Below are 17,573 nucleotides of genomic sequence, written 5' to 3'. Positions count from 1 at the left end.
AAATCAGACAAGACTGATGTAACCGTTTTACTTTTTCTGTTAGATTGTGGCAAATAAAGGATCAAACTAGGTGCGCAATGAATATTAACTCACCGCTACTTCGAAAATTTATCACTCTAGGTCGCATTGATGCAGAGACCGTAAAATCAAAGCAGCGCGAATACAGCTCTACTGCGGAGCTAATTTCTAAAACATGTGGTATGGCTGGCCATGAGCTAGCAGAGCAATGCACAGATCTTTTCAGAGTCCCTTATTTTGACATCAAAGATTTTGATGTATCACACATTTCTGAAGAACTTGTTAAAGACAAACTCATTCGTGAACACCACATTCTGCCTTTAGTAAAAAAAGGCCGTAAACTCTACATTGCCGCCTCTGATCCAACCGATTACGGAGCCTTTGAAAACTTTGAATTTAGTACTGGTCTTTCATGTGAAGTAGTTGTTGTTGATTACGTTCAGCTCGAAAATAAAATAGAACAATTACTTGATGCTGCAGGCGGTTTACACTTAAGTGAAGATGAGTTTAAAGAACTTGGCGATCTTGAAACCGAAGCTCCTAAAGACTTAACCAGCAAAGATGAAGACAAAGACGATGCGCCTATTATTGTCTACATCAATAAAATTTTGATGGATGCGATAAAAAAAGGTGCATCGGATCTACACTTTGAACCTTATGAACACCGTTACCGTGTACGTTTTCGTATCGATGGTATTTTGCATGAAATGGCAAGTCCACCCAATAGCTTAGCGAGCCGTTTGTCGGCGCGTATTAAGGTTATGTCTCGACTTGATATTGCAGAAAAGCGTAAACCTCAAGATGGTCGTATTAAGCTTAAAATCACTGAGCGTAAAAGTATCGACTTCCGTGTAAGTACATTACCAACTCTTTGGGGCGAGAAAATCGTAATGCGTATTCTCGACTCATCAAGCGCTATGCTAGGTATCGATGTACTTGGTTATGAACCAGAGCAGAAAAAACTCTACATGGATGCACTTGAACAGCCCCAGGGCATGATCTTAGTAACCGGTCCAACAGGTTCTGGTAAAACCGTATCACTTTATACTGGTTTGAATATTCTTAACCAGCCAGAGCGTAATATCAGTACTGCCGAGGATCCAGTAGAGATCAACCTTGAAGGGATTAACCAAGTACAAATTAATCCAAAGGCAGACATGACCTTTGCCAATGCATTAAAGGCTTTCTTACGACAAGATCCCGATGTCGTCATGGTTGGTGAGATCCGTGACCTTGAAACCGCTGAAATTGCAATAAAAGCGGCGCAAACAGGTCACTTAGTATTATCGACTCTGCATACCAACTCAGCACCAGAAACCCTTACTCGTCTTTTAAATATGGGTGTTCCTGCTTATAACGTCGCAAGTTCAATCAGTCTTATTATTGCGCAGCGTCTAGCAAGACGACTTTGTCCTAAGTGTAAAACACCAGAAACACTGCCTGATGAAGAATTGATTCGCCAAGGTTTTGATAAAGACAAACTCAATGAAGTTCAGCTATTCGCACCAAAAGGCTGTGATAGCTGTACTGAAGGGTATAAAGGTCGAGTTGGTATTTACGAGGTAATGCAAATTACTCCTGAAATAGCGCAAATTATTATGCGTGGTGGTAACTCACTCGAAATCGCTGAAGTATCTCTTCGCTCAGGCTTTAATGATCTACGTTTATCAGGCCTAAAAAAAGCCGCCGATGGTGTTACCTCTCTGGCTGAAATAAACCGAGTAACGAGTTTCTAAACAAATTCGTTACTGGATTCTCAACTAACTGTTCAGTAAGATCTGACGAAAGAGCTTAATTAAGAGTGATATCATGCCAACAGTTGTAGACTGCCCAACATGCAAAGCCAAAGTAGAATGGTCAGAACAAAGCCCACATCGTCCATTTTGTTCAAAACGCTGCCAGCTAATAGATTTAGGTGAGTGGTCGTTTGAGAACAATAAAATTTCTAGCCCAATTAGCAATGCTAATGATTTGAGTCAAGATATGATTGAAGATATCTAAGCGATGCTAGCTAAAAACGATGATTCATTCTTTAAAGAATAAAGCGTCAAATACAAAAAATGCGGCATTTGCCGCATTTTTATATTAATAGTAATTTGGTATTAACCTTCAGAACGCTCACCTTTGCGCTCTCCGCGTGGACCATGGTGACCCTTTTTGTGACCTTTTTTACGCAGGTGCTTTTTAATCTCTTGATAGCTTTCGCGCTGTTCAGCATTTAAAACCTGCCAAATGGCATGATCAGATTTCATTTTTAGCATTGCAAACTGCTGGCCTTTTTCTTGACGCGCATTAATTAGTTCTAATGCGGCATTTTCATCAAATGTTTTAGCTGCTAATAATGCATCCATTTTCTCTTTGTGTGCAGTACGAGCGGGTTTCATTGCATATTTATCACCACGCAGTGCTGCAAATTGTGTTTTCTGATCGGCAAAAATCGCTTTAAGTTGCGTTTGCTGATCTTCTGTAAGTTGTAATTTATCAATACCACGCTCAGAAAGTAAAAAACGTGCTTGTGGATTCATCCCACGGTTAAAGTCACCTTTCGCCATTGCTGAAGTAGCACCGACACTCGCTGCTGCTAAACCACAAACAAGTACGAATTTAGAAAGCTTATTTGAAATAGTCATAATCATTACCTTTTGTTGGGTTGTGCTCTGTTGTCGTTTCCGACTGATGGGTTAACTATAACTAATTCAATGCAAAGGAACGCAAACCAGTGTAAAGGTTGTGTAAAGATTCACTTTTACACAATTTACTGAGTAAAATAACCTTAAAGAAATAAATAGCTAGGTGTCAGAATGAAACTATTAATGATCGACGACGATACAGGATTGTGCGAATTACTCAGCGAGTACTTATCAGCACAAGGTTTTACAGTAGAGTGTGTTCATGATGGCGCTGAAGGCCTAAAACAAGCTATAAAGCATAACTATGAGCTAATATTGCTTGATGTGATGCTGCCATCTATGGATGGCTTTGAAGTGTTAAAGCAGTTAAGACAACATAAGCTTACTCCAGTGATCATGCTAACCGCTAAAGGTGAAGATTTTGATCGTATCTTTGGTTTAGAGCTAGGCGCAGATGATTATATTCCTAAGCCATTTAACCACAGAGAACTGCTAGCTCGCGTTAAAGCAATTACCCGTCGCATCGAACATATCAATAGCTTATCGAGCCAACAGGCCAGCTCATTGAGTGTTAACAGCATCAATGTTAATTTTGCAACGCGAGAAGCTTCTGTTAAAGACAATGTACTTAGTCTAACCGGCACTGAGTATGAGATCCTTGCCATGCTAGTACAACAGGCCGGTGAAGTGATCAGCAAAGAACAAATAAGTGAGCAAGTCCTTGGTAGACGCCTTGCCCCTTTTGACCGTTCAATCGATATGCATGTCAGCAACATCCGTAAAAAGATTGCAGAACACGTTAGTAATGAACGAATCAAAACCATGCGTGGCAGTGGTTATGTATTAATACAAGGCGAATAATATGCAAACTCCAAGCTGGCTAAAGCATCCTCGCCATTATTTGTTTTTAAAAATCTTTGCCTGGTTTTGGGTTACCGTCATAGCGACTATCACAATATTGGTTTTTTTAAGCCAATTAACGAGCAATGTCGGCAACGATGAGCTGCGTGGACCCATGCTTAAGAACCTAGAGTACACTGCTAAAAGTATTGAACGTATTGTTGCTAAGCACGGCAAACCAACTCAAGAGGTTTTATCTCATCCGCGCTTATCTAAGCATAAGTTATTGTACTTAAATGGTGAGGTGCATGGTGTTGAAATGCTTAGCGAACCTGTATCCAAAGAGATTGATTTAAGCCTGCTGAACTTTACCAAATATATGCGCCCGCAAATTATTTTTACCGATGAATACCAAGCTTATGGACCGGTAGCTTTAAATGTACCCGAAGGTAAATTTTATCTTTATGAAATCGATGAAAAACGTAAAAAACCGTTTTTTGTCAGCCTTTGGCTAATGCCAACCTGGCTCAAGCTATTGATAGCTTTAGTTGCATCCTTGATGCTGAGTTTCTTCTTTAGCCGTAACTTAATAGCTCCCATTAATAGTTTAAAAGAAACCGCAAAAAAACTGGCTCATGGCGATTTAACAGCTCGTGCCGATGTATCCCCTACTCGTCAAGATGAGTTAGGTATACTTGGTCGTGACTTTAATACCATGGCAGTACAACTTGAGCAGCTTATTAGCGCGCAAAAAAGATTACTAGCAGATATTTCCCATGAACTACGCTCACCATTAACGCGCTTAAAAATGGCCACAGGGCTTGCACAAATGCAAGCTGATGACGCCCAACAAACTTATTTAGAACGCATTGAAAAAGAGGCCAATCAGCTTGATAAAATGATTGCCGATGTACTTCAAGTTTCACGCTTAGAAGCCAAAAGCCAAACCCTAGCGTTGAGTACGCAGTCTTTACAAGTGATTGTTGATCATGTTCTCAACGATGCTCAATTTGAAGCCAAGCAAAACAATAAAGAGCTTATTGTCAATGGTACACTAACTGCCGATTTAAAATGCGATGAAACCTTAATAGCCAGCGCACTTGAAAATGTACTACGCAATGCCATTAAATACGCAGAACATTCAATCTCAATAGGTTTAGTTGAATCAGATGCTATCTACATCACTGTTTGTGATGACGGTAAAGGGGTTGATGAAGCAAACCTAGCAAGGCTATGTGAACCTTTCTTCCGTCAGGAGCATGCTCGCGATAGAAACACTGGGGGCACAGGCTTAGGTCTTGCAATTGCAAAGAATGCTATCTCAGCACATGATGGTACACTAACACTTGAAAACCAAGAACATGGCGGACTGTGCGTAAACATCCGTCTCCCATTTAAGAGTGAGTAAATGTTTTACAGTAGCGAAGCAAGTCTTGTTAGTAACCTACCTAATATTAACCAGTTTTTTTCTGAGCAATTAAAGCAAGACTTTCTGAGCACCGCTCATGGCAAGCTTTATTACGGCTATGCTATTCCTCAGCAAGCAAAAACGGCCATCGTCATAAGTACTGGCCGTATAGAGTCTCTAGTTAAGTACAAAGAGTTGCTTTGGGAGCTATATCAAAATGGTTTTGCGGTTTTTAGTGTTGATCACCAGGGGCAAGGCCGCTCTTATCGTCATCTAAAAAATACTCATAAAGGCTATGTAAACCGTTTTACTGATTACGCAAATGACTTTGCTGTATTTATAGAAAAAGTGGTGCAGCAACACTGGCAAGGAAAACAGGTTTTGCTTGGCCACTCTATGGGCAGTGCCATTGCCTATGATTACCTAACACGCTATCAGCATCAATTTGCAGGGGCTTTTTTATCAGCGCCGATGTTTGATATCTATACCAAAGGCACGCCAAAACCTGTAGCAAAACTGGCTGCTAAAATTGCATCCTTACTTGGTCTTGGCCGCAGTTACGCATTTGGCCAAAGCGATTATTTACCCGTCGACTTTGCAGCTAATGAACTAACCAGTAGTGAAATTCGATATAAGCTGTTCAGAGAGCTGTATGCAGCAGAAGGTGATTTACAACTAGGTGGCGTCACCTATGGTTGGCTTAATGCGTCGTTTGATTTTATTGCCTCTTTAGTGGATAAAAAAGTCCATATTCCTTTGTTTATCGCCAGCGCAGAGCAAGATACCGTAGTCGATAACGCTGCGCAATTTGCACTTACTCATAGACAAAAGCAAGCACAAATAAAAAGCTACGCAGGTGCTCGCCACGAGTTATTGTGTGAACGCGACGAAATTAGACAAGCAGTACTCAGCGATTTTTATCAATTTTGTGCAGAACTTTGACGTGTTTTCTTAACCACAGAAAGTGGGTCTAGGTGCATCAGAACATCCATTTCACAATCAAAATGCGTTTGAATTAATGCTTCGACTTCATCTGCAACTTGATGGGCTCTTATTAATGATAAAGAGTCTTCCAGCTCTAAATGCATCTGAATAAACTTAATTTTACCACCTTGGCGGGTGCGAATATCATGGGCGCCAAATACGTCTTGATGACTATTCACAATGGCGAGTATCTCTGCTTTTTCTTCATCTGGCAGCTCTTTATCCATTAAATGATCAGCACTGTCACGAGCAATGTCCCAACTGTTATAAAGTAAATAAACAGCCACACCAATAGCAAATAATGGATCGGCATAAGCAACACCGTACTTAGCTAACACAATTGCCAGTAGTACGGCCAAATTTAAGATTAAATCGCCTTTATAATGAATCGAGTCTGCTTTAATGGCGATTGATTCAGTGTGGTTGATCACCTTAGTTTGCACAAACACCACCACGAGCGTACAAACAATAGCGAAAATACTGACCCAAATACCAAGATCAGAATGCTTTAAAGTTACAGGATTAAATAAGCGCTCAATGCCATGAAACGCTAAAAAACAACCAGAACCTGCTATAAAAGCGGCTTGTGCAAGCCCTGCTAATGCTTCGGCTTTACCGTGACCAAAGCGATGATCGTCATCAGCAGGACGCAGTGCATAACCAAGCACTAAAAAACTCATCAGTGATGCGGTGATATCCATTAACGAATCAGTTAAAGAACCCAACATTGATGCCGAGCCAGATGCAAGCCATGCCCAGCTTTTTGCAGCAATCATTAAACTCACCATAACAATGGTGACTAGACTCGCTGTTTTAACCCAAAACTCGTAACTACGATGCTGCACAACAACTTACCTTAAGTGAGTAACTGTATTGAGTATATCATCTTTTCTTTCTAGTTCGTGTATACTCAGCAGCAGATCAAATCCTTTAAAATGAGATTCACATGCTTGATATTGTGTTGTACCAACCAGAAATTCCACCAAACACGGGTAATATCATTCGCTTATGCGCAAACACAGGTTATGCGTTACACCTAATTGAACCACTTGGTTTTGAGTGGGATGATAAACGTGTAAAGCGAGCTGGCCTTGATTATCATGAGTTTAGCCATGTACAGCGCCATGCCTCGTTTGAAGCATACCTTGAAAAGTGCCAACCAAAAAAAGTCTATGCTTGCACAACAAAGGGCAGCCAATTTCATCATCAAGCGCAATACCAACCCGGCGATTGTTTAGTGTTTGGGCCAGAAACGCGTGGCTTACCTGATGAACTCATTCAATCATTACCGAAAGAGCAACGTGTACGCATTCCAATGCAAAAAGACAGCCGTAGCATGAACTTATCTAACTCAGTGGCTGTATTTGTTTATGAATCTTGGCGTCAATTAGGGTTTGTGAACGGTCAATAATGCACTGAAAATGTGATTTAAAATTATCCACTAATTATTTAGCACGACCTTTTTTAATATACTAATCTAAAAGGGCTGATTTAATACTTTAGATGGAAAGTAATGCGTATTTTCACCCTAGTGTGCTGTATCATTTTACTGTTACAGCACTTTGCCAGTGCTGCAACAGTTTTCACTTCCAACCCACCGATTGCTTTAACAAGTTATGTTATCACCGCAGCACTTACCTTGTTATTACTCATTGCAGTAGTGATAATTATTAGTATTGCTCTACGGCGTAAAAAACAGAGATTGGTTTTTGTTGATGCGTTACTTTCAAAATCGAAAGACGCTGTCTGGGTTACTGATGATGAGTTCAATATCATTGAGGTTAATAGAACATTTAGCGAAATCTCAGGTTTTAGCGAGGATGATGTCATCGGTAAACGATTTAAAGCACATACATCTAATGGCCGTGACCAACAATTAGAAGCAATTATAAAGCAAGAGCTTATAGATGATGGCTATTGGTCTGGTGAAATTTGGAATGTCCGTAAAAATGGCAAACCCTACGCCCTTGATTTATCCATTACTAAAATTACGACTTCACGCTTTTTCAAAAAATCTGTTCGCTATGTCGGAGTATTTTCAGATATAACAGCCCGTAAGAATAACGAGCGCACGATGCTCAAGCTTACAACCAAAGATACTGTCACTGGTTTATCAAACCGCGCCATTTTTATAGAGTCGCTCGAAAAAGCGATTAAAGCCTGTAACGACACATACCCAAGCTTGCTAATCATATTTATCGACCTAGATAACTTCAAAAAAATAAACGACTCTTTGGGCCATACTGTTGGAGATGTTTTATTAAAAGAAGTTGCTTGCCGTCTTACTGGCGCACTCAACTCAGCTTTTACCATTGCAAGACTCGGCGCAGATGAATTCGCGATTCTTGTGCCGCCCTATCTCTATTCAGGTAAAACGGTATTCTTCGCCAAAAAGACCGCAGACATCGTGCTGCAGCAATTCAAAACCCCTTTTATGTTGGATGGTTTTGAGACTTCGCTATCTGCCTGTTGCGGCCTTGCTATCTATCCAGACAACGCCTACAACTGTGAATACTTAATGCGCAGCGCAACCAGTGCTTTGAATCATGCTAAGAAAATGGGCCATAATACATATCAATTTTTTGACAAAGACCGCCACACACTCGACCCAACCGAGTTAACCAAAGAAAGCGCTTTATTTAGAGCTATCAACAACAATGAGTTTGAGCTTTATTTTCAGCCTAAGTTTGATGCCCAGCATAATCAGTTATACGGCTTTGAAGCATTAGTTCGCTGGCCACAAGAAGATGGCAGTGTGATTAACCCCGATGAGTTCATTCCGCTGGCTGAACAAAATGGTGCCATTATTCCGCTTACCCAATTACTAATGGAACAACTACTTAATCAACTGGCACAGTGGCGAAAACAAAACATTTCGTTTGGTAATGTAGCTATTAATATTTCAGCCCTACACTTTCAACAAAGTAGTCTTATAGAAACACTCGTTGATAATTTGGCTAAATTTGACGTCCCAGCACATTGCTTAGAACTCGAGATCACAGAAAGCGCTATGATGGACAACCCCGAGTTCGCAGAGCAGCAAATGAAACGTATAAAATCACTAGGTGTACATATTGCACTAGATGATTTTGGAACAGGTCATTCATCACTCAGTTACTTAAAACGCTTTCCTATTGATACGCTAAAAGTTGACAAGTCATTCGTAAAAGACATCGATAAAAACGACCAAGATCGTAATATCACTGCCACCATAGTGCGACTAGCTAAATATTTAGATATTAATGTGGTCGCCGAAGGAGTAGAAACAGAAGAACAAGCCTACATGCTACATATTATGGGCTGTCATTTTCAACAAGGTTATTATTACTGTAAGCCATTAAAAGCTGAGCAAGTTAGCGAATTTATTAACGAAAAATTAAAAAAGCAACAATCAAGCTAATGATTAGAAATATACTTTAAATAAAAAACGCGATTAATAAATCGCGTTTTTTATTTAAAAGTGCACAATCTAAATTATTCAGATTTTTGCTCACGGCCAAGTAGTGCCATCGCAGCTTCTTTTACATCTTTATTTTCATAAAGTACTTGGTAAATTTGCTCCGTTATTGGCATTTCAATACCTGTGCGCTCAGCAAGTAAATACACTTCTTTGGTATTTCTATAGCCTTCAACAACCTGACCAATAGATTCAATCGCAGCTTCTACGCCTTCACCCTTGCCAAGAGCAAGGCCAAAGCGACGGTTACGAGATTGGTTATCTGTACAGGTTAAGATCAAGTCACCAAGGCCGGCCATACCCATAAAGGTATCTGAACGGGCACCTAATGCACAACCTAAACGGCATAGCTCAGCTAAACCGCGAGTGATTAAAGCAGTACGTGCGTTGGCACCAAAGCCAAAACCGTCAGACATACCTGCGCCAATCGCAATGACATTTTTAACTGCGCCACCAAGCTGTATACCAATAAAGTCATCATTGTTATACACCCTAAATGAGCGGCCACAGTGTAAAAGGTCAGCTAATTGCTTAGCAAAGTCTTTAGAAGTCGACGATACCGAAATAGCGGTTGGTAACCCCATTGCCATTTCTTTTGCAAACGTAGGTCCTGAAAGCACAGCCAGAGGAACATCATCTCCTAGCTCTTGTACCGCTACTTCTTGCAATAAACGCCCTGTATTTGGCTCTAAACCTTTGGTAGCCCATGCAACCTCAGCACCTTCTGACAACCAAGGTTTGATTTTTTGCAACGTGCCAGCAAAAGCATGACTCGGCACAACAACCAAAATGATCTTGCTTGCTTTAACTGCCGTTTCTAAATCAGCTTCTAGTTGGAGGGTGTCAGGAAAGCTAACATCTGGAACATAACGTTGATTCTTTCGCTCAGCTGCAAGCGTGGCAACGTCATCGCTATTGCGGCCCCACAAAGTAACTGGGTGGCCATTTCTGGCAAAGCAAATAGCAAGGGCGGTGCCATATGACCCCGCCCCTAATACTGTAACAGCTGATTGTGCTGTACTCATAGCTTATGCGTCTGCAGTTGCCTGTTGATCTTGAGCTGCACGTTGTTGCATGTATTGAGCAAATAGTGCGTCGAAGTTAACTGGCGCTAAGTTTAATTGTGGGAAAGTACCACGGTTAACTAGGTTTGATACTGCTTCACGTGCGTAAGGGAAAAGTACGTTCGGGCAGAAAGCACCTAACATGTGTGCAAGTTGAACTTCTTCAACTTCACCAATTGTGAAAATACCCGCTTGTTGGATTTCACATAGGAATGCAGTTTCTTCACCGATTGAAGCCGTTACTGTTAAAGCAAGAACAACTTCAAACACACCTTCTTCTAATTTGTTAGAACGAGTATCTAAGTCAAGCTTAACTTCAGGAGTCCACTCTTTTTGGAAAATAGCAGGTGAGTTAGGCGTCTCAAATGAAACATCTTTTGTGTAGATGCGTTGGATTGAGAATTGAGCGCCGGCTTGTTCTGCTGCTGCGTTTTGATTTTCTTCGTTCATTGTAATTCCTAACTTGTATTCGTTTTTATATTTAAAATTTATTAAGCGTTAAGCTTTGCGTCTAAAAGGCCTTGCGCTTCAATTGCCATCATGTCGTCACAACCGCCGATATGTTCATCATTAATGAAAATTTGCGGAACTGTGTAACCACCATTTGCTTTGTCGATCATTTCATCACGACGCTCAGGGTGAACACCAATATCGATATTCGTGTAGTCTACACCTTTACTGTCTAATAACGCCAAAGCACGTTGGCAGAATGGGCAGTATGCTTTTGTGTAAAGAACAACATTACTCATAATAATTCCTCTATCGGGCAGTGAGCCTTATTAACGACCGGTCGTTGTTGGTAAGCTAGCTGATTGCCAAGCGCCCATACCGCCCGCTAATACATAAACACGCTCAAAACCTGCTTTATGCATTGCAGTTGCGATACCTGAGGCTGTCATGCCCGTGGTACATACTAGTATAATGGGTTTCGTCTTAAACTTTTCAAGGCTTGAAAAATCAGATTGCTTTGCTTTTTCCGGATTTAAGTGAGTTGCGCCTGCAATACGGCCAGAGTTAAACTCTTTTTGTGAACGTATATCAATCACTTGGCCATCATCACGGTTGATTAGCAAGGTAAGTTGCTGTGGGTTGATTTGACGGATAGCCGAAAATTTACTTTTAAACCAACTGCTGATCAGCATTGCAACTAATGCCAACCAGATAATGCTCAAAACCGGATGATTCGAGATAAATTCAATATATTGATCCATGCGTTTTCCACTAAGAAATTTAGGTACCACAGCGCATAGCCATGGGTTAATTAAAATTTGCCACGCAAGTATACGTGCTTGAATTGAAAATGCTAGGGCGTGAAATATTTTAATATGACATATTGATAGCTGATCAAAACCATAAAACACGGTATGCTAGTGATATATAAGTGCCAATCTTCAGGAGCTATAATGACAGAGCATAAAAAACCATTGGTATTAATGATCTTAGACGGTTGGGGATACCGTGAAGACACAGAAAGTAACGCCATACTTGCTGCTAATACCCCAGTACTCGACAACCTTTGGGCAACCCGCCCACATACATTAATTTCAGGTTCGGGACTTGATGTTGGTTTACCTGCAGGACAAATGGGTAACTCTGAAGTAGGTCACGTAAATTTAGGTGCTGGCCGAATCGTTTACCAAGATTTCACTCGCATCACTAAAGCCATTGAAGATGGTGAGTTCGATAGTAACCCTGCACTTGTTGATAATATCGATAAAGCTGTAAATGCAGGCAAAGCCGTGCATATCATGGGCCTTTTAAGCCCAGGTGGCGTTCATAGTCACGAAGACCACATTGTTGCAACAATCGAACTAGCTGCTAAACGCGGGGCAAAAGAAGTTTACTTCCATGGTTTCTTAGACGGTCGAGACACGCCACCACGCAGTGCAAAAGCCTCAATTGAGCGTATCGAAGCTGTATTTGCTGAACTTGGCTGTGGCCGTTTAGCCACGCTTGTTGGTCGTTATTATGCAATGGACCGTGATAACCGTTGGAATCGTGTCGAGCTTGCTTATGATGTTATGGTGAGTGGCATTGCTGAATACAGCTACACTGACGGTGTAACCGCACTAGAAGCCGCTTATGCACGTGACGAGAACGACGAGTTCGTGGCTGCAACAACGGTTGTACCTGAAGGCCAAGCAGCTGCAGAGATCAATGACGGCGACACTGTTATCTTTGCTAACTTCAGAGCAGACCGAGCACGTGAAATGACTCGTGCCTTTGTTGATGCTGACTTCAGTGGTTTTGATAAGAAAAAATCACCTAAGTTAAGCGCTTTTGTAATGATGACAGAGTACGCAGCAGACATTAAAGCGCCGATTGCGTTTGCTCCGGAGCCTTTAACAAATGTATTAGGCGAATGGTTAGAGAAACAAGGTAAAACACAGCTACGTATTTCTGAAACAGAAAAATACGCACACGTGACCTTTTTCTTTAGTGGTGGTCGTGAAGATGAATTTGTTGGTGAGACTCGCGAACTGATTCCATCACCACAAGTAGCAACCTACGATCTGCAACCAGAAATGAACTCTGAAATGCTGACCGATAAACTTGTTGAAGCAATCGCTAGCGGCAAATACGATGCCATCATCTGTAACTACCCTAACGGAGACATGGTAGGCCACTCAGGTGTATTTGAGGCTGCTGTGAAAGCGTGTGAAGCAGTTGATCATTGTATTGGTCGTGTAGTTGCAGCACTTGAAGAACATGGTGGTGAAGCGCTTATTACAGCCGATCATGGTAATGCTGAACAAATGGCTAACCCAGCAACGGGCCAAGCACATACCGCACACACCAGTGAGCCAGTGCCATTTATCTATGTTGGCCGTGATGCGACACCACATGATGGTAAAACACTGAGTGACGTGGCTCCAACCATGCTTCACCTACTCGGCTTAGAGCAGCCAAGTGAAATGACTGGTAAACCAATCATGACGCTGAAATAAGCTATGAGTAAATGTATTAACCACTTCCTTAAAACTGGTTTAATACTGACTTCATTAGTAGCAACTACGGTTGTTGCTAATGAAGATCAAACCAAAAAAGACTTATCAGACATTCAATCAGCTTTACAAAAAACAGAGGCTGAGCTTAAAGGTCAACGCAAGTCCATTGCCCAAATGCGTAAAGATCTGCGCGCCCATGAGCTCGACATCGCCAAAAATGCCAAAGCATTAAACCTTGCCGCCCAATCTGTTAAAGAAAATGAGCAACAACAACGCGAACAACAAGCTAAAGCTGAGCAACTTAAAGCCCAGCAAGCACAGCGCCAAGCCTTGTTAGCTGCACAACTAAAAAGCGCCTATATGGCGGGTAGTCATGACTATTCAAAGATGTTGCTTAACCAACAAGACACAGCCAAAATTGAGCGTACACTAAGTTATTATAATTACTTAAATAAAGCACGTATTGAGCAAATTGAAGAACTCAAAGCACTGCAGCAAGAAATTGCAGACAACCAAGCTGAGCTTGAAAAAACCAAACAACGTCTAGTTGCCTTATATGATGAGCAAAAAAGACGCCAGCAAGCTCTAGTCAATGCACAGCAAGAGCGTAAAACTAACCTCAATAAACTCCAGTCAGCGTTAAAAGAAACGAAGAGCTCAATTGATTATTTAAAAGAAAATGAGCAAACCCTGATCACCGCCATTGAAGAGCTTGAACAAGAACGAAACGAAAAAGTTGAATTACTAGGCTTACAAAGTAGTAAGGGCAAACTCGACTGGCCAACCAAAGGAGCATTACGCCACCGCTTTGGACAACGCAAGCACGGCAACATAGATTGGAAAGGCGTACTAATCAGCGCCAAAGAAGGCAGTAATGTTAAAAGCGTACAGAACGGCCAAGTGGTTTACGCTGACTGGCTAAATGGCTTTGGCTGGGTTATCGCTATTGATCATGGCGATGGCTTTATGAGCTTATATGGTCACGCTCAAACCCTTCTTCGCGATGTTGGCGACCTTGTTAGAGAAGGCGAAACGATTGCTTTAGTCGGTCAAAGCGGCGGACAACCAGATCCTGGTCTATACTTTGAAATACGCCACAAAGGACGCGCAGTAAATCCTGTAAAATGGTGCAGACGCATTTAATTGATTAAATAGCTGCACTCTATGAGGAGCAGCTGATGCTAAACACAACTTACTCTTACAATGCTCATTTTTCCCCAGCTAAGTTTTTTACTCAGCTGTCTTTTCTATTACTTGTCAGCTTGCTATGCCTGATATTGCAATCGTTTCAGGTTGTTGCAAAACCCTCGTTACAATCACTACAGCATCAGCAACTAAACGAAATCCTATTTAATATTCATACGTATTATGTTGATGATCTGAAGCTACAAAACGCATTTGTAACTCAACATGATAACTTACAAGTCGAAGCGTTATTCGAGCGCCTTGATCCATATTCAAAATATCTCGATGAAACTGAACTCGATGCTATCTTCAGTAGCACTAATGGTAGGTACACAGGACTCGGTATAGAAGTAAAAATTGAAGAGGGTCGGGTATATATTGTTAACACTATTAATAACTCACCTGCTGCGCTTGCAGGTCTTCAAGTAAATGATGAGGTTATTGCAATTAATCAACAATCTATTTTAGACAAAAGCATCGAAGAAGTGGCTAAGTTGATTCGCCAAAGCGGTGAAAATGCCGTTGATGTAGTTATTAAAAGAGACACAAATACTGAGCTTAATTTCTCGGTTAAGCGCCAACAAATTAACCTAGAAAGTGTGAGTGGCCATTTAGCAGATACAGGCGTTGCACTGATCAGTATCAATGCATTTAACAATCATACATTGCACGATGTTGCTCGAGAGCTTGCAAAAATGCAGGTCACCAATAGCTTCCCTCTTTCAGGTTTAATCATTGATTTACGCGATAACCCTGGCGGTACATTACAAGGGGCGATTGAAGTTGCAGATCTGTTTTTAGATAACGGCACCATCGTATCCACCAAAGGCCGCTTTAATGAAGCTAATCAGAAGTTTAAAGCCCATAAAGGCGACATACTCAGTGGCGCTCCTATTGCCGTGCTAATTAACGAAAACTCAGCCTCTGCAGCTGAAATACTCGCAGCAGCACTGAGAGACAATCAACGAGCGGTGCTAATTGGCGAAACTTCATTTGGTAAAGGCTCAGTGCAATCATTGATACCTCTAGGTAACGGTAATACCGCATTAAAACTGACTACAGCACGTTATTACACACCTTTGGGTCAATCTATCGATGGGAAGGGGATCACTCCAGATGTGAGTATTAATCAAACAATGCTTTCAGAAATTGACCAAGGCGTTATAATAAAAAATATCCAAGAATTGGCGCTTTTTAGCTCACTTCTAGATAGACAAGACAAAAAGCAACTTACAGCAAAGCAGCTCGTTATTATGCAGTAAGTAAATGCTCACAACGGATATAATAATTACAAAAAGTGAACTTAAAAAAAGGCTTATTACTCGCCATATGTTGCCTACCGCTATTCTGCCAAGCAAAGCAAATAGCCATAGTAATTGATGATATAGGCAACCATCAGCGCGATCTTGAAATATTAAACTTACCAGGGCAAGTGACCTTCTCGATCTTGCCCCATACCCCCTATTCGCAAATATTTGCTGAACGCGCCAGTAGAACTCATAAAGAACTACTTTTACATGTTCCCATGCAAGCGCTTGATAAAACCAAAGCACTTGGTCCGGGTGCGCTCACCAATACTATGAGTAAGTCAGAGTTACAAACAACCCTTGGCCATGCATTAGCCTCTTTACCACAAGTAAAAGGGGTCAATAACCACATGGGATCTGAGCTAACACAGCTTACTGAGCCAATGAAATGGACGATGGAAGTATTAAAGAAACGTGGTTTGTATTTCTTAGACAGCCGTACAACGAGTCAAAGTGAAGCACAAAATGTTGCTAACCTGTATGGTGTCGCAAATGTATCTCGCCATGTATTTCTTGATAACAATGTCACCCAAAGTCAGCTACAACACCAACTAGAAGAGCTAAAAACCAAAGCTCAACACTTCAACTACGCAATCGCCATTGCCCACCCCTACCCAGAAACCGTTGCTTTTCTACAACAAGCCCTCCCAGAACTACAACAACAAGGCTTCGAACTTGTTCCCCTCTCACAACTAGTCGAAACAAAATACATTCAACTAGCCAAAGCAGAGCAAAAACAAGGGGAATGAGTGTTATAAACGAGAGTTAGCGAGGGGAAAGTTGAAAGAGTAAAGTTTGGAAATCTGGCGTAGGTTGGGTAGAGCGAAGCGAAACCAAACACAGAGCTATCAGCTTTCAGCCGTCAGCTATCAGCCGCGGTGTGGGTGTTTAGGTCAGAGCCTCCTTAAACAATAAAGCCCTGCCAGAGGCACTTCAGAGTTGTCTATTAGCAAGGTAAAGCTTGAAGGTCTGGCGTAGGTTGGGTAGAGCGAAGCGAAACCCAACAGCGTGGTAATTCGTCATGCAGAATGAAGAGATAAAGCTCATTAATAAAAGACGAATTAGCGCAAGGTGAAGTAAGCCATTTTAGAGCTCGCTAACCTGTTAGACCAGTAGAGATTTTAAGAATTTTTAACCATGGGTTATGAAGAAGGTCATATGGATTATGTTGGGTCTCGCTCCGCTCTACCCAACCTACCTGGGGAATGAACTGGGTTAATGCTGAGGGTGACTCTGTACTAAACAACACTACAGTTCAACTTTACCCTTGCTAACTTGTAACTCACTAACTCACGTTGGGTTTCGCTACGCTCTACCCAACCTACCTGGCTGAAAGCTCCAAACGCAAAAAAGCCCGACTCTTTCGAATCGGGCTTTCTCTTATTTGGAGCCTGGCGATGACCTACTTTCACATAGCAGCTGCTACACTATCATCGGCGCTGTTTCGTTTCACTACTGAGTTCGGCATGGGGTCAGGTGGGTCCAAAACGCTATTGTCACCAAGCAAATTTGGTTTAATTCGCTCTTTTGAGCAAATTAATAAATCTGGAATTCTCATATCAAGTAAATGTCTACTTTAGTAACTTAACTTCTGTCGTTACGCTGTCATAAAACGCGTTTGGCGTTGTATGGTTAAGCCTCACGGGTAATTAGTACAGGTTAGCTTAATGGCTCACACCACTTCCACATCCTGCCTATCAACGTTGTAGTCTTCAACGGCCCTTCAGAGACT

At 41.5% G+C, this 17,573-nt stretch carries 17 protein-coding genes and 2 rRNA genes; 11 read left to right on the top strand and 8 right to left on the bottom strand.

Annotation, left to right across the window (positions count from 1 at the left end; all coding sequences use genetic code 11):
* Window positions 1-77 precede the first annotated feature (77 nt).
* Window positions 78-1,754, top strand: a complete 1,677-nt coding sequence (gene pilB, locus L1272_RS00990) for a type IV-A pilus assembly ATPase PilB (RefSeq protein WP_138619056.1) — start codon at window positions 78-80, stop codon at window positions 1,752-1,754.
* Between the two features lie 73 nt (window positions 1,755-1,827).
* A complete protein-coding gene (gene yacG / locus L1272_RS00985) occupies window positions 1,828-2,019 on the top strand; it encodes a DNA gyrase inhibitor YacG (protein WP_235372583.1) in 192 nt (63 codons plus the stop codon).
* Window positions 2,020-2,120: 101 nt separating this feature from the next.
* On the opposite strand, the gene L1272_RS00980 is transcribed toward yacG, so the two are convergent.
* Complete coding sequence (locus tag L1272_RS00980) at window positions 2,121-2,648, bottom strand: Spy/CpxP family protein refolding chaperone (RefSeq protein WP_235372582.1); 528 nt, start codon at window positions 2,646-2,648, stop codon at window positions 2,121-2,123.
* Between the two features lie 171 nt (window positions 2,649-2,819).
* Between L1272_RS00980 and L1272_RS00975 the strand changes: the two genes are divergently transcribed.
* From L1272_RS00975 to L1272_RS00965, 3 genes are read left to right on the top strand one after another with little or no spacing between them, the layout of a single operon-like run.
* Complete coding sequence (locus tag L1272_RS00975) at window positions 2,820-3,509, top strand: response regulator transcription factor (RefSeq protein ID WP_235372581.1); 690 nt, start codon at window positions 2,820-2,822, stop codon at window positions 3,507-3,509.
* Window position 3,510: 1 nt separating this feature from the next.
* Entirely contained in the window at window positions 3,511-4,896 is a 1,386-nt protein-coding gene (locus tag L1272_RS00970) for an ATP-binding protein (protein WP_235372580.1), read from the top strand.
* Entirely contained in the window at window positions 4,897-5,838 is a 942-nt protein-coding gene (locus L1272_RS00965; protein WP_235372579.1) for an alpha/beta fold hydrolase, read from the top strand.
* Here L1272_RS00965 and L1272_RS00960 read toward each other — a convergent pair.
* The gene (locus tag L1272_RS00960) at window positions 5,817-6,725 is read right to left on the bottom strand and encodes a cation diffusion facilitator family transporter (protein ID WP_235372578.1); all 909 of its coding nucleotides are present in this window, start codon (window positions 6,723-6,725) and stop codon (window positions 5,817-5,819) included. The genes L1272_RS00965 and L1272_RS00960 overlap by 22 nt on opposite strands.
* A gap of 101 nt (window positions 6,726-6,826) precedes the next feature.
* On the opposite strand from L1272_RS00960, the gene trmL reads away from it, so the two are divergent.
* The gene (trmL, locus tag L1272_RS00955) at window positions 6,827-7,291 is read left to right on the top strand and encodes a tRNA (uridine(34)/cytosine(34)/5-carboxymethylaminomethyluridine(34)-2'-O)-methyltransferase TrmL (protein WP_054550977.1); all 465 of its coding nucleotides are present in this window, start codon (window positions 6,827-6,829) and stop codon (window positions 7,289-7,291) included.
* A 102-nt stretch (window positions 7,292-7,393) separates the two neighbouring features.
* The gene (locus L1272_RS00950; RefSeq protein WP_235372577.1) at window positions 7,394-9,280 is read left to right on the top strand and encodes a putative bifunctional diguanylate cyclase/phosphodiesterase; all 1,887 of its coding nucleotides are present in this window, start codon (window positions 7,394-7,396) and stop codon (window positions 9,278-9,280) included.
* 74 nt (window positions 9,281-9,354) lie between these two features.
* Here the strand turns inward: L1272_RS00950 and gpsA are convergent, their stop codons facing one another.
* From gpsA to L1272_RS00930, 4 genes are read right to left on the bottom strand one after another with little or no spacing between them, the layout of a single operon-like run.
* Window positions 9,355-10,362, bottom strand: coding sequence for an NAD(P)H-dependent glycerol-3-phosphate dehydrogenase (gpsA, locus tag L1272_RS00945; protein ID WP_054562802.1), 1,008 nt, complete (start codon window positions 10,360-10,362; stop codon window positions 9,355-9,357).
* Between the two features lie 3 nt (window positions 10,363-10,365).
* Window positions 10,366-10,851, bottom strand: coding sequence for a protein-export chaperone SecB (secB, locus tag L1272_RS00940; protein ID WP_054550974.1), 486 nt, complete (start codon window positions 10,849-10,851; stop codon window positions 10,366-10,368).
* A 41-nt stretch (window positions 10,852-10,892) separates the two neighbouring features.
* Window positions 10,893-11,150, bottom strand: coding sequence for a glutaredoxin 3 (gene grxC, locus L1272_RS00935; protein WP_054550973.1), 258 nt, complete (start codon window positions 11,148-11,150; stop codon window positions 10,893-10,895).
* Between the two features lie 30 nt (window positions 11,151-11,180).
* On the bottom strand, window positions 11,181-11,612 hold the full coding sequence (locus tag L1272_RS00930) for a rhodanese-like domain-containing protein (protein ID WP_054551326.1): 432 nt from the start codon (window positions 11,610-11,612) through the stop codon (window positions 11,181-11,183).
* Window positions 11,613-11,804: 192 nt separating this feature from the next.
* On the opposite strand from L1272_RS00930, the gene gpmM reads away from it, so the two are divergent.
* Genes gpmM through L1272_RS00910 form a run of 4 tightly spaced genes read left to right on the top strand, consistent with a single transcriptional unit; the run spans window position 11,805 to window position 16,590 of the window.
* Window positions 11,805-13,349: a 2,3-bisphosphoglycerate-independent phosphoglycerate mutase gene (gene gpmM, locus L1272_RS00925; RefSeq protein WP_054550972.1), complete on the top strand. Its 1,545-nt coding sequence runs from the start codon at window positions 11,805-11,807 to the stop codon at window positions 13,347-13,349.
* A gap of 3 nt (window positions 13,350-13,352) precedes the next feature.
* Entirely contained in the window at window positions 13,353-14,492 is a 1,140-nt protein-coding gene (locus tag L1272_RS00920) for a murein hydrolase activator EnvC family protein (RefSeq protein WP_235372576.1), read from the top strand.
* Between the two features lie 35 nt (window positions 14,493-14,527).
* Window positions 14,528-15,796 (top strand): S41 family peptidase, encoded by a 1,269-nt coding sequence (locus L1272_RS00915; RefSeq protein WP_235372575.1) that lies wholly within the window; start codon window positions 14,528-14,530, stop codon window positions 15,794-15,796.
* A gap of 35 nt (window positions 15,797-15,831) precedes the next feature.
* Complete coding sequence (locus L1272_RS00910) at window positions 15,832-16,590, top strand: divergent polysaccharide deacetylase family protein (RefSeq protein WP_235372574.1); 759 nt, start codon at window positions 15,832-15,834, stop codon at window positions 16,588-16,590.
* A 640-nt stretch (window positions 16,591-17,230) separates the two neighbouring features.
* Here the strand turns inward: L1272_RS00910 and rrf are convergent.
* Window positions 17,231-17,345 (bottom strand): 5S ribosomal RNA (gene rrf / locus L1272_RS00905).
* 124 nt (window positions 17,346-17,469) lie between these two features.
* Window positions 17,470-17,573: ribosomal RNA gene (locus tag L1272_RS00900) — 23S ribosomal RNA — on the bottom strand; the annotation flags it as partial.

This window comes from Pseudoalteromonas sp. PAST1, assembly GCF_021532515.1.
Classification (GTDB): Bacteria; Pseudomonadota; Gammaproteobacteria; order Enterobacterales; family Alteromonadaceae; genus Pseudoalteromonas; species Pseudoalteromonas simplex.
The sequence above is the reverse complement of the archived record's forward strand: the minus strand, read 5'-3'. Positions and strand labels throughout refer to the sequence as shown.

Bases quoted from the DNA above. Each gene is read 5' to 3' on its own strand.
- pilB (WP_138619056.1), top strand. From the start codon at position 78: ATGAATATTAACTCACCGCTACTTCGAAAATTTATCACTCTAGGTCGC.
- yacG (WP_235372583.1), top strand. From the start codon at position 1,828: ATGCCAACAGTTGTAGACTGCCCAACATGCAAAGCCAAAGTAGAATGG.
- L1272_RS00980 (WP_235372582.1), bottom strand. From the start codon at position 2,648: ATGACTATTTCAAATAAGCTTTCTAAATTCGTACTTGTTTGTGGTTTA.
- L1272_RS00975 (WP_235372581.1), top strand. From the start codon at position 2,820: ATGAAACTATTAATGATCGACGACGATACAGGATTGTGCGAATTACTC.
- L1272_RS00970 (WP_235372580.1), top strand. From the start codon at position 3,511: ATGCAAACTCCAAGCTGGCTAAAGCATCCTCGCCATTATTTGTTTTTA.
- L1272_RS00965 (WP_235372579.1), top strand. From the start codon at position 4,897: ATGTTTTACAGTAGCGAAGCAAGTCTTGTTAGTAACCTACCTAATATT.
- trmL (WP_054550977.1), top strand. From the start codon at position 6,827: ATGCTTGATATTGTGTTGTACCAACCAGAAATTCCACCAAACACGGGT.
- L1272_RS00950 (WP_235372577.1), top strand. From the start codon at position 7,394: ATGCGTATTTTCACCCTAGTGTGCTGTATCATTTTACTGTTACAGCAC.
- gpsA (WP_054562802.1), bottom strand. From the start codon at position 10,362: ATGAGTACAGCACAATCAGCTGTTACAGTATTAGGGGCGGGGTCATAT.
- secB (WP_054550974.1), bottom strand. From the start codon at position 10,851: ATGAACGAAGAAAATCAAAACGCAGCAGCAGAACAAGCCGGCGCTCAA.
- grxC (WP_054550973.1), bottom strand. From the start codon at position 11,150: ATGAGTAATGTTGTTCTTTACACAAAAGCATACTGCCCATTCTGCCAA.
- L1272_RS00930 (WP_054551326.1), bottom strand. From the start codon at position 11,612: ATGGATCAATATATTGAATTTATCTCGAATCATCCGGTTTTGAGCATT.
- gpmM (WP_054550972.1), top strand. From the start codon at position 11,805: ATGACAGAGCATAAAAAACCATTGGTATTAATGATCTTAGACGGTTGG.
- L1272_RS00920 (WP_235372576.1), top strand. From the start codon at position 13,353: ATGAGTAAATGTATTAACCACTTCCTTAAAACTGGTTTAATACTGACT.
- L1272_RS00915 (WP_235372575.1), top strand. From the start codon at position 14,528: ATGCTAAACACAACTTACTCTTACAATGCTCATTTTTCCCCAGCTAAG.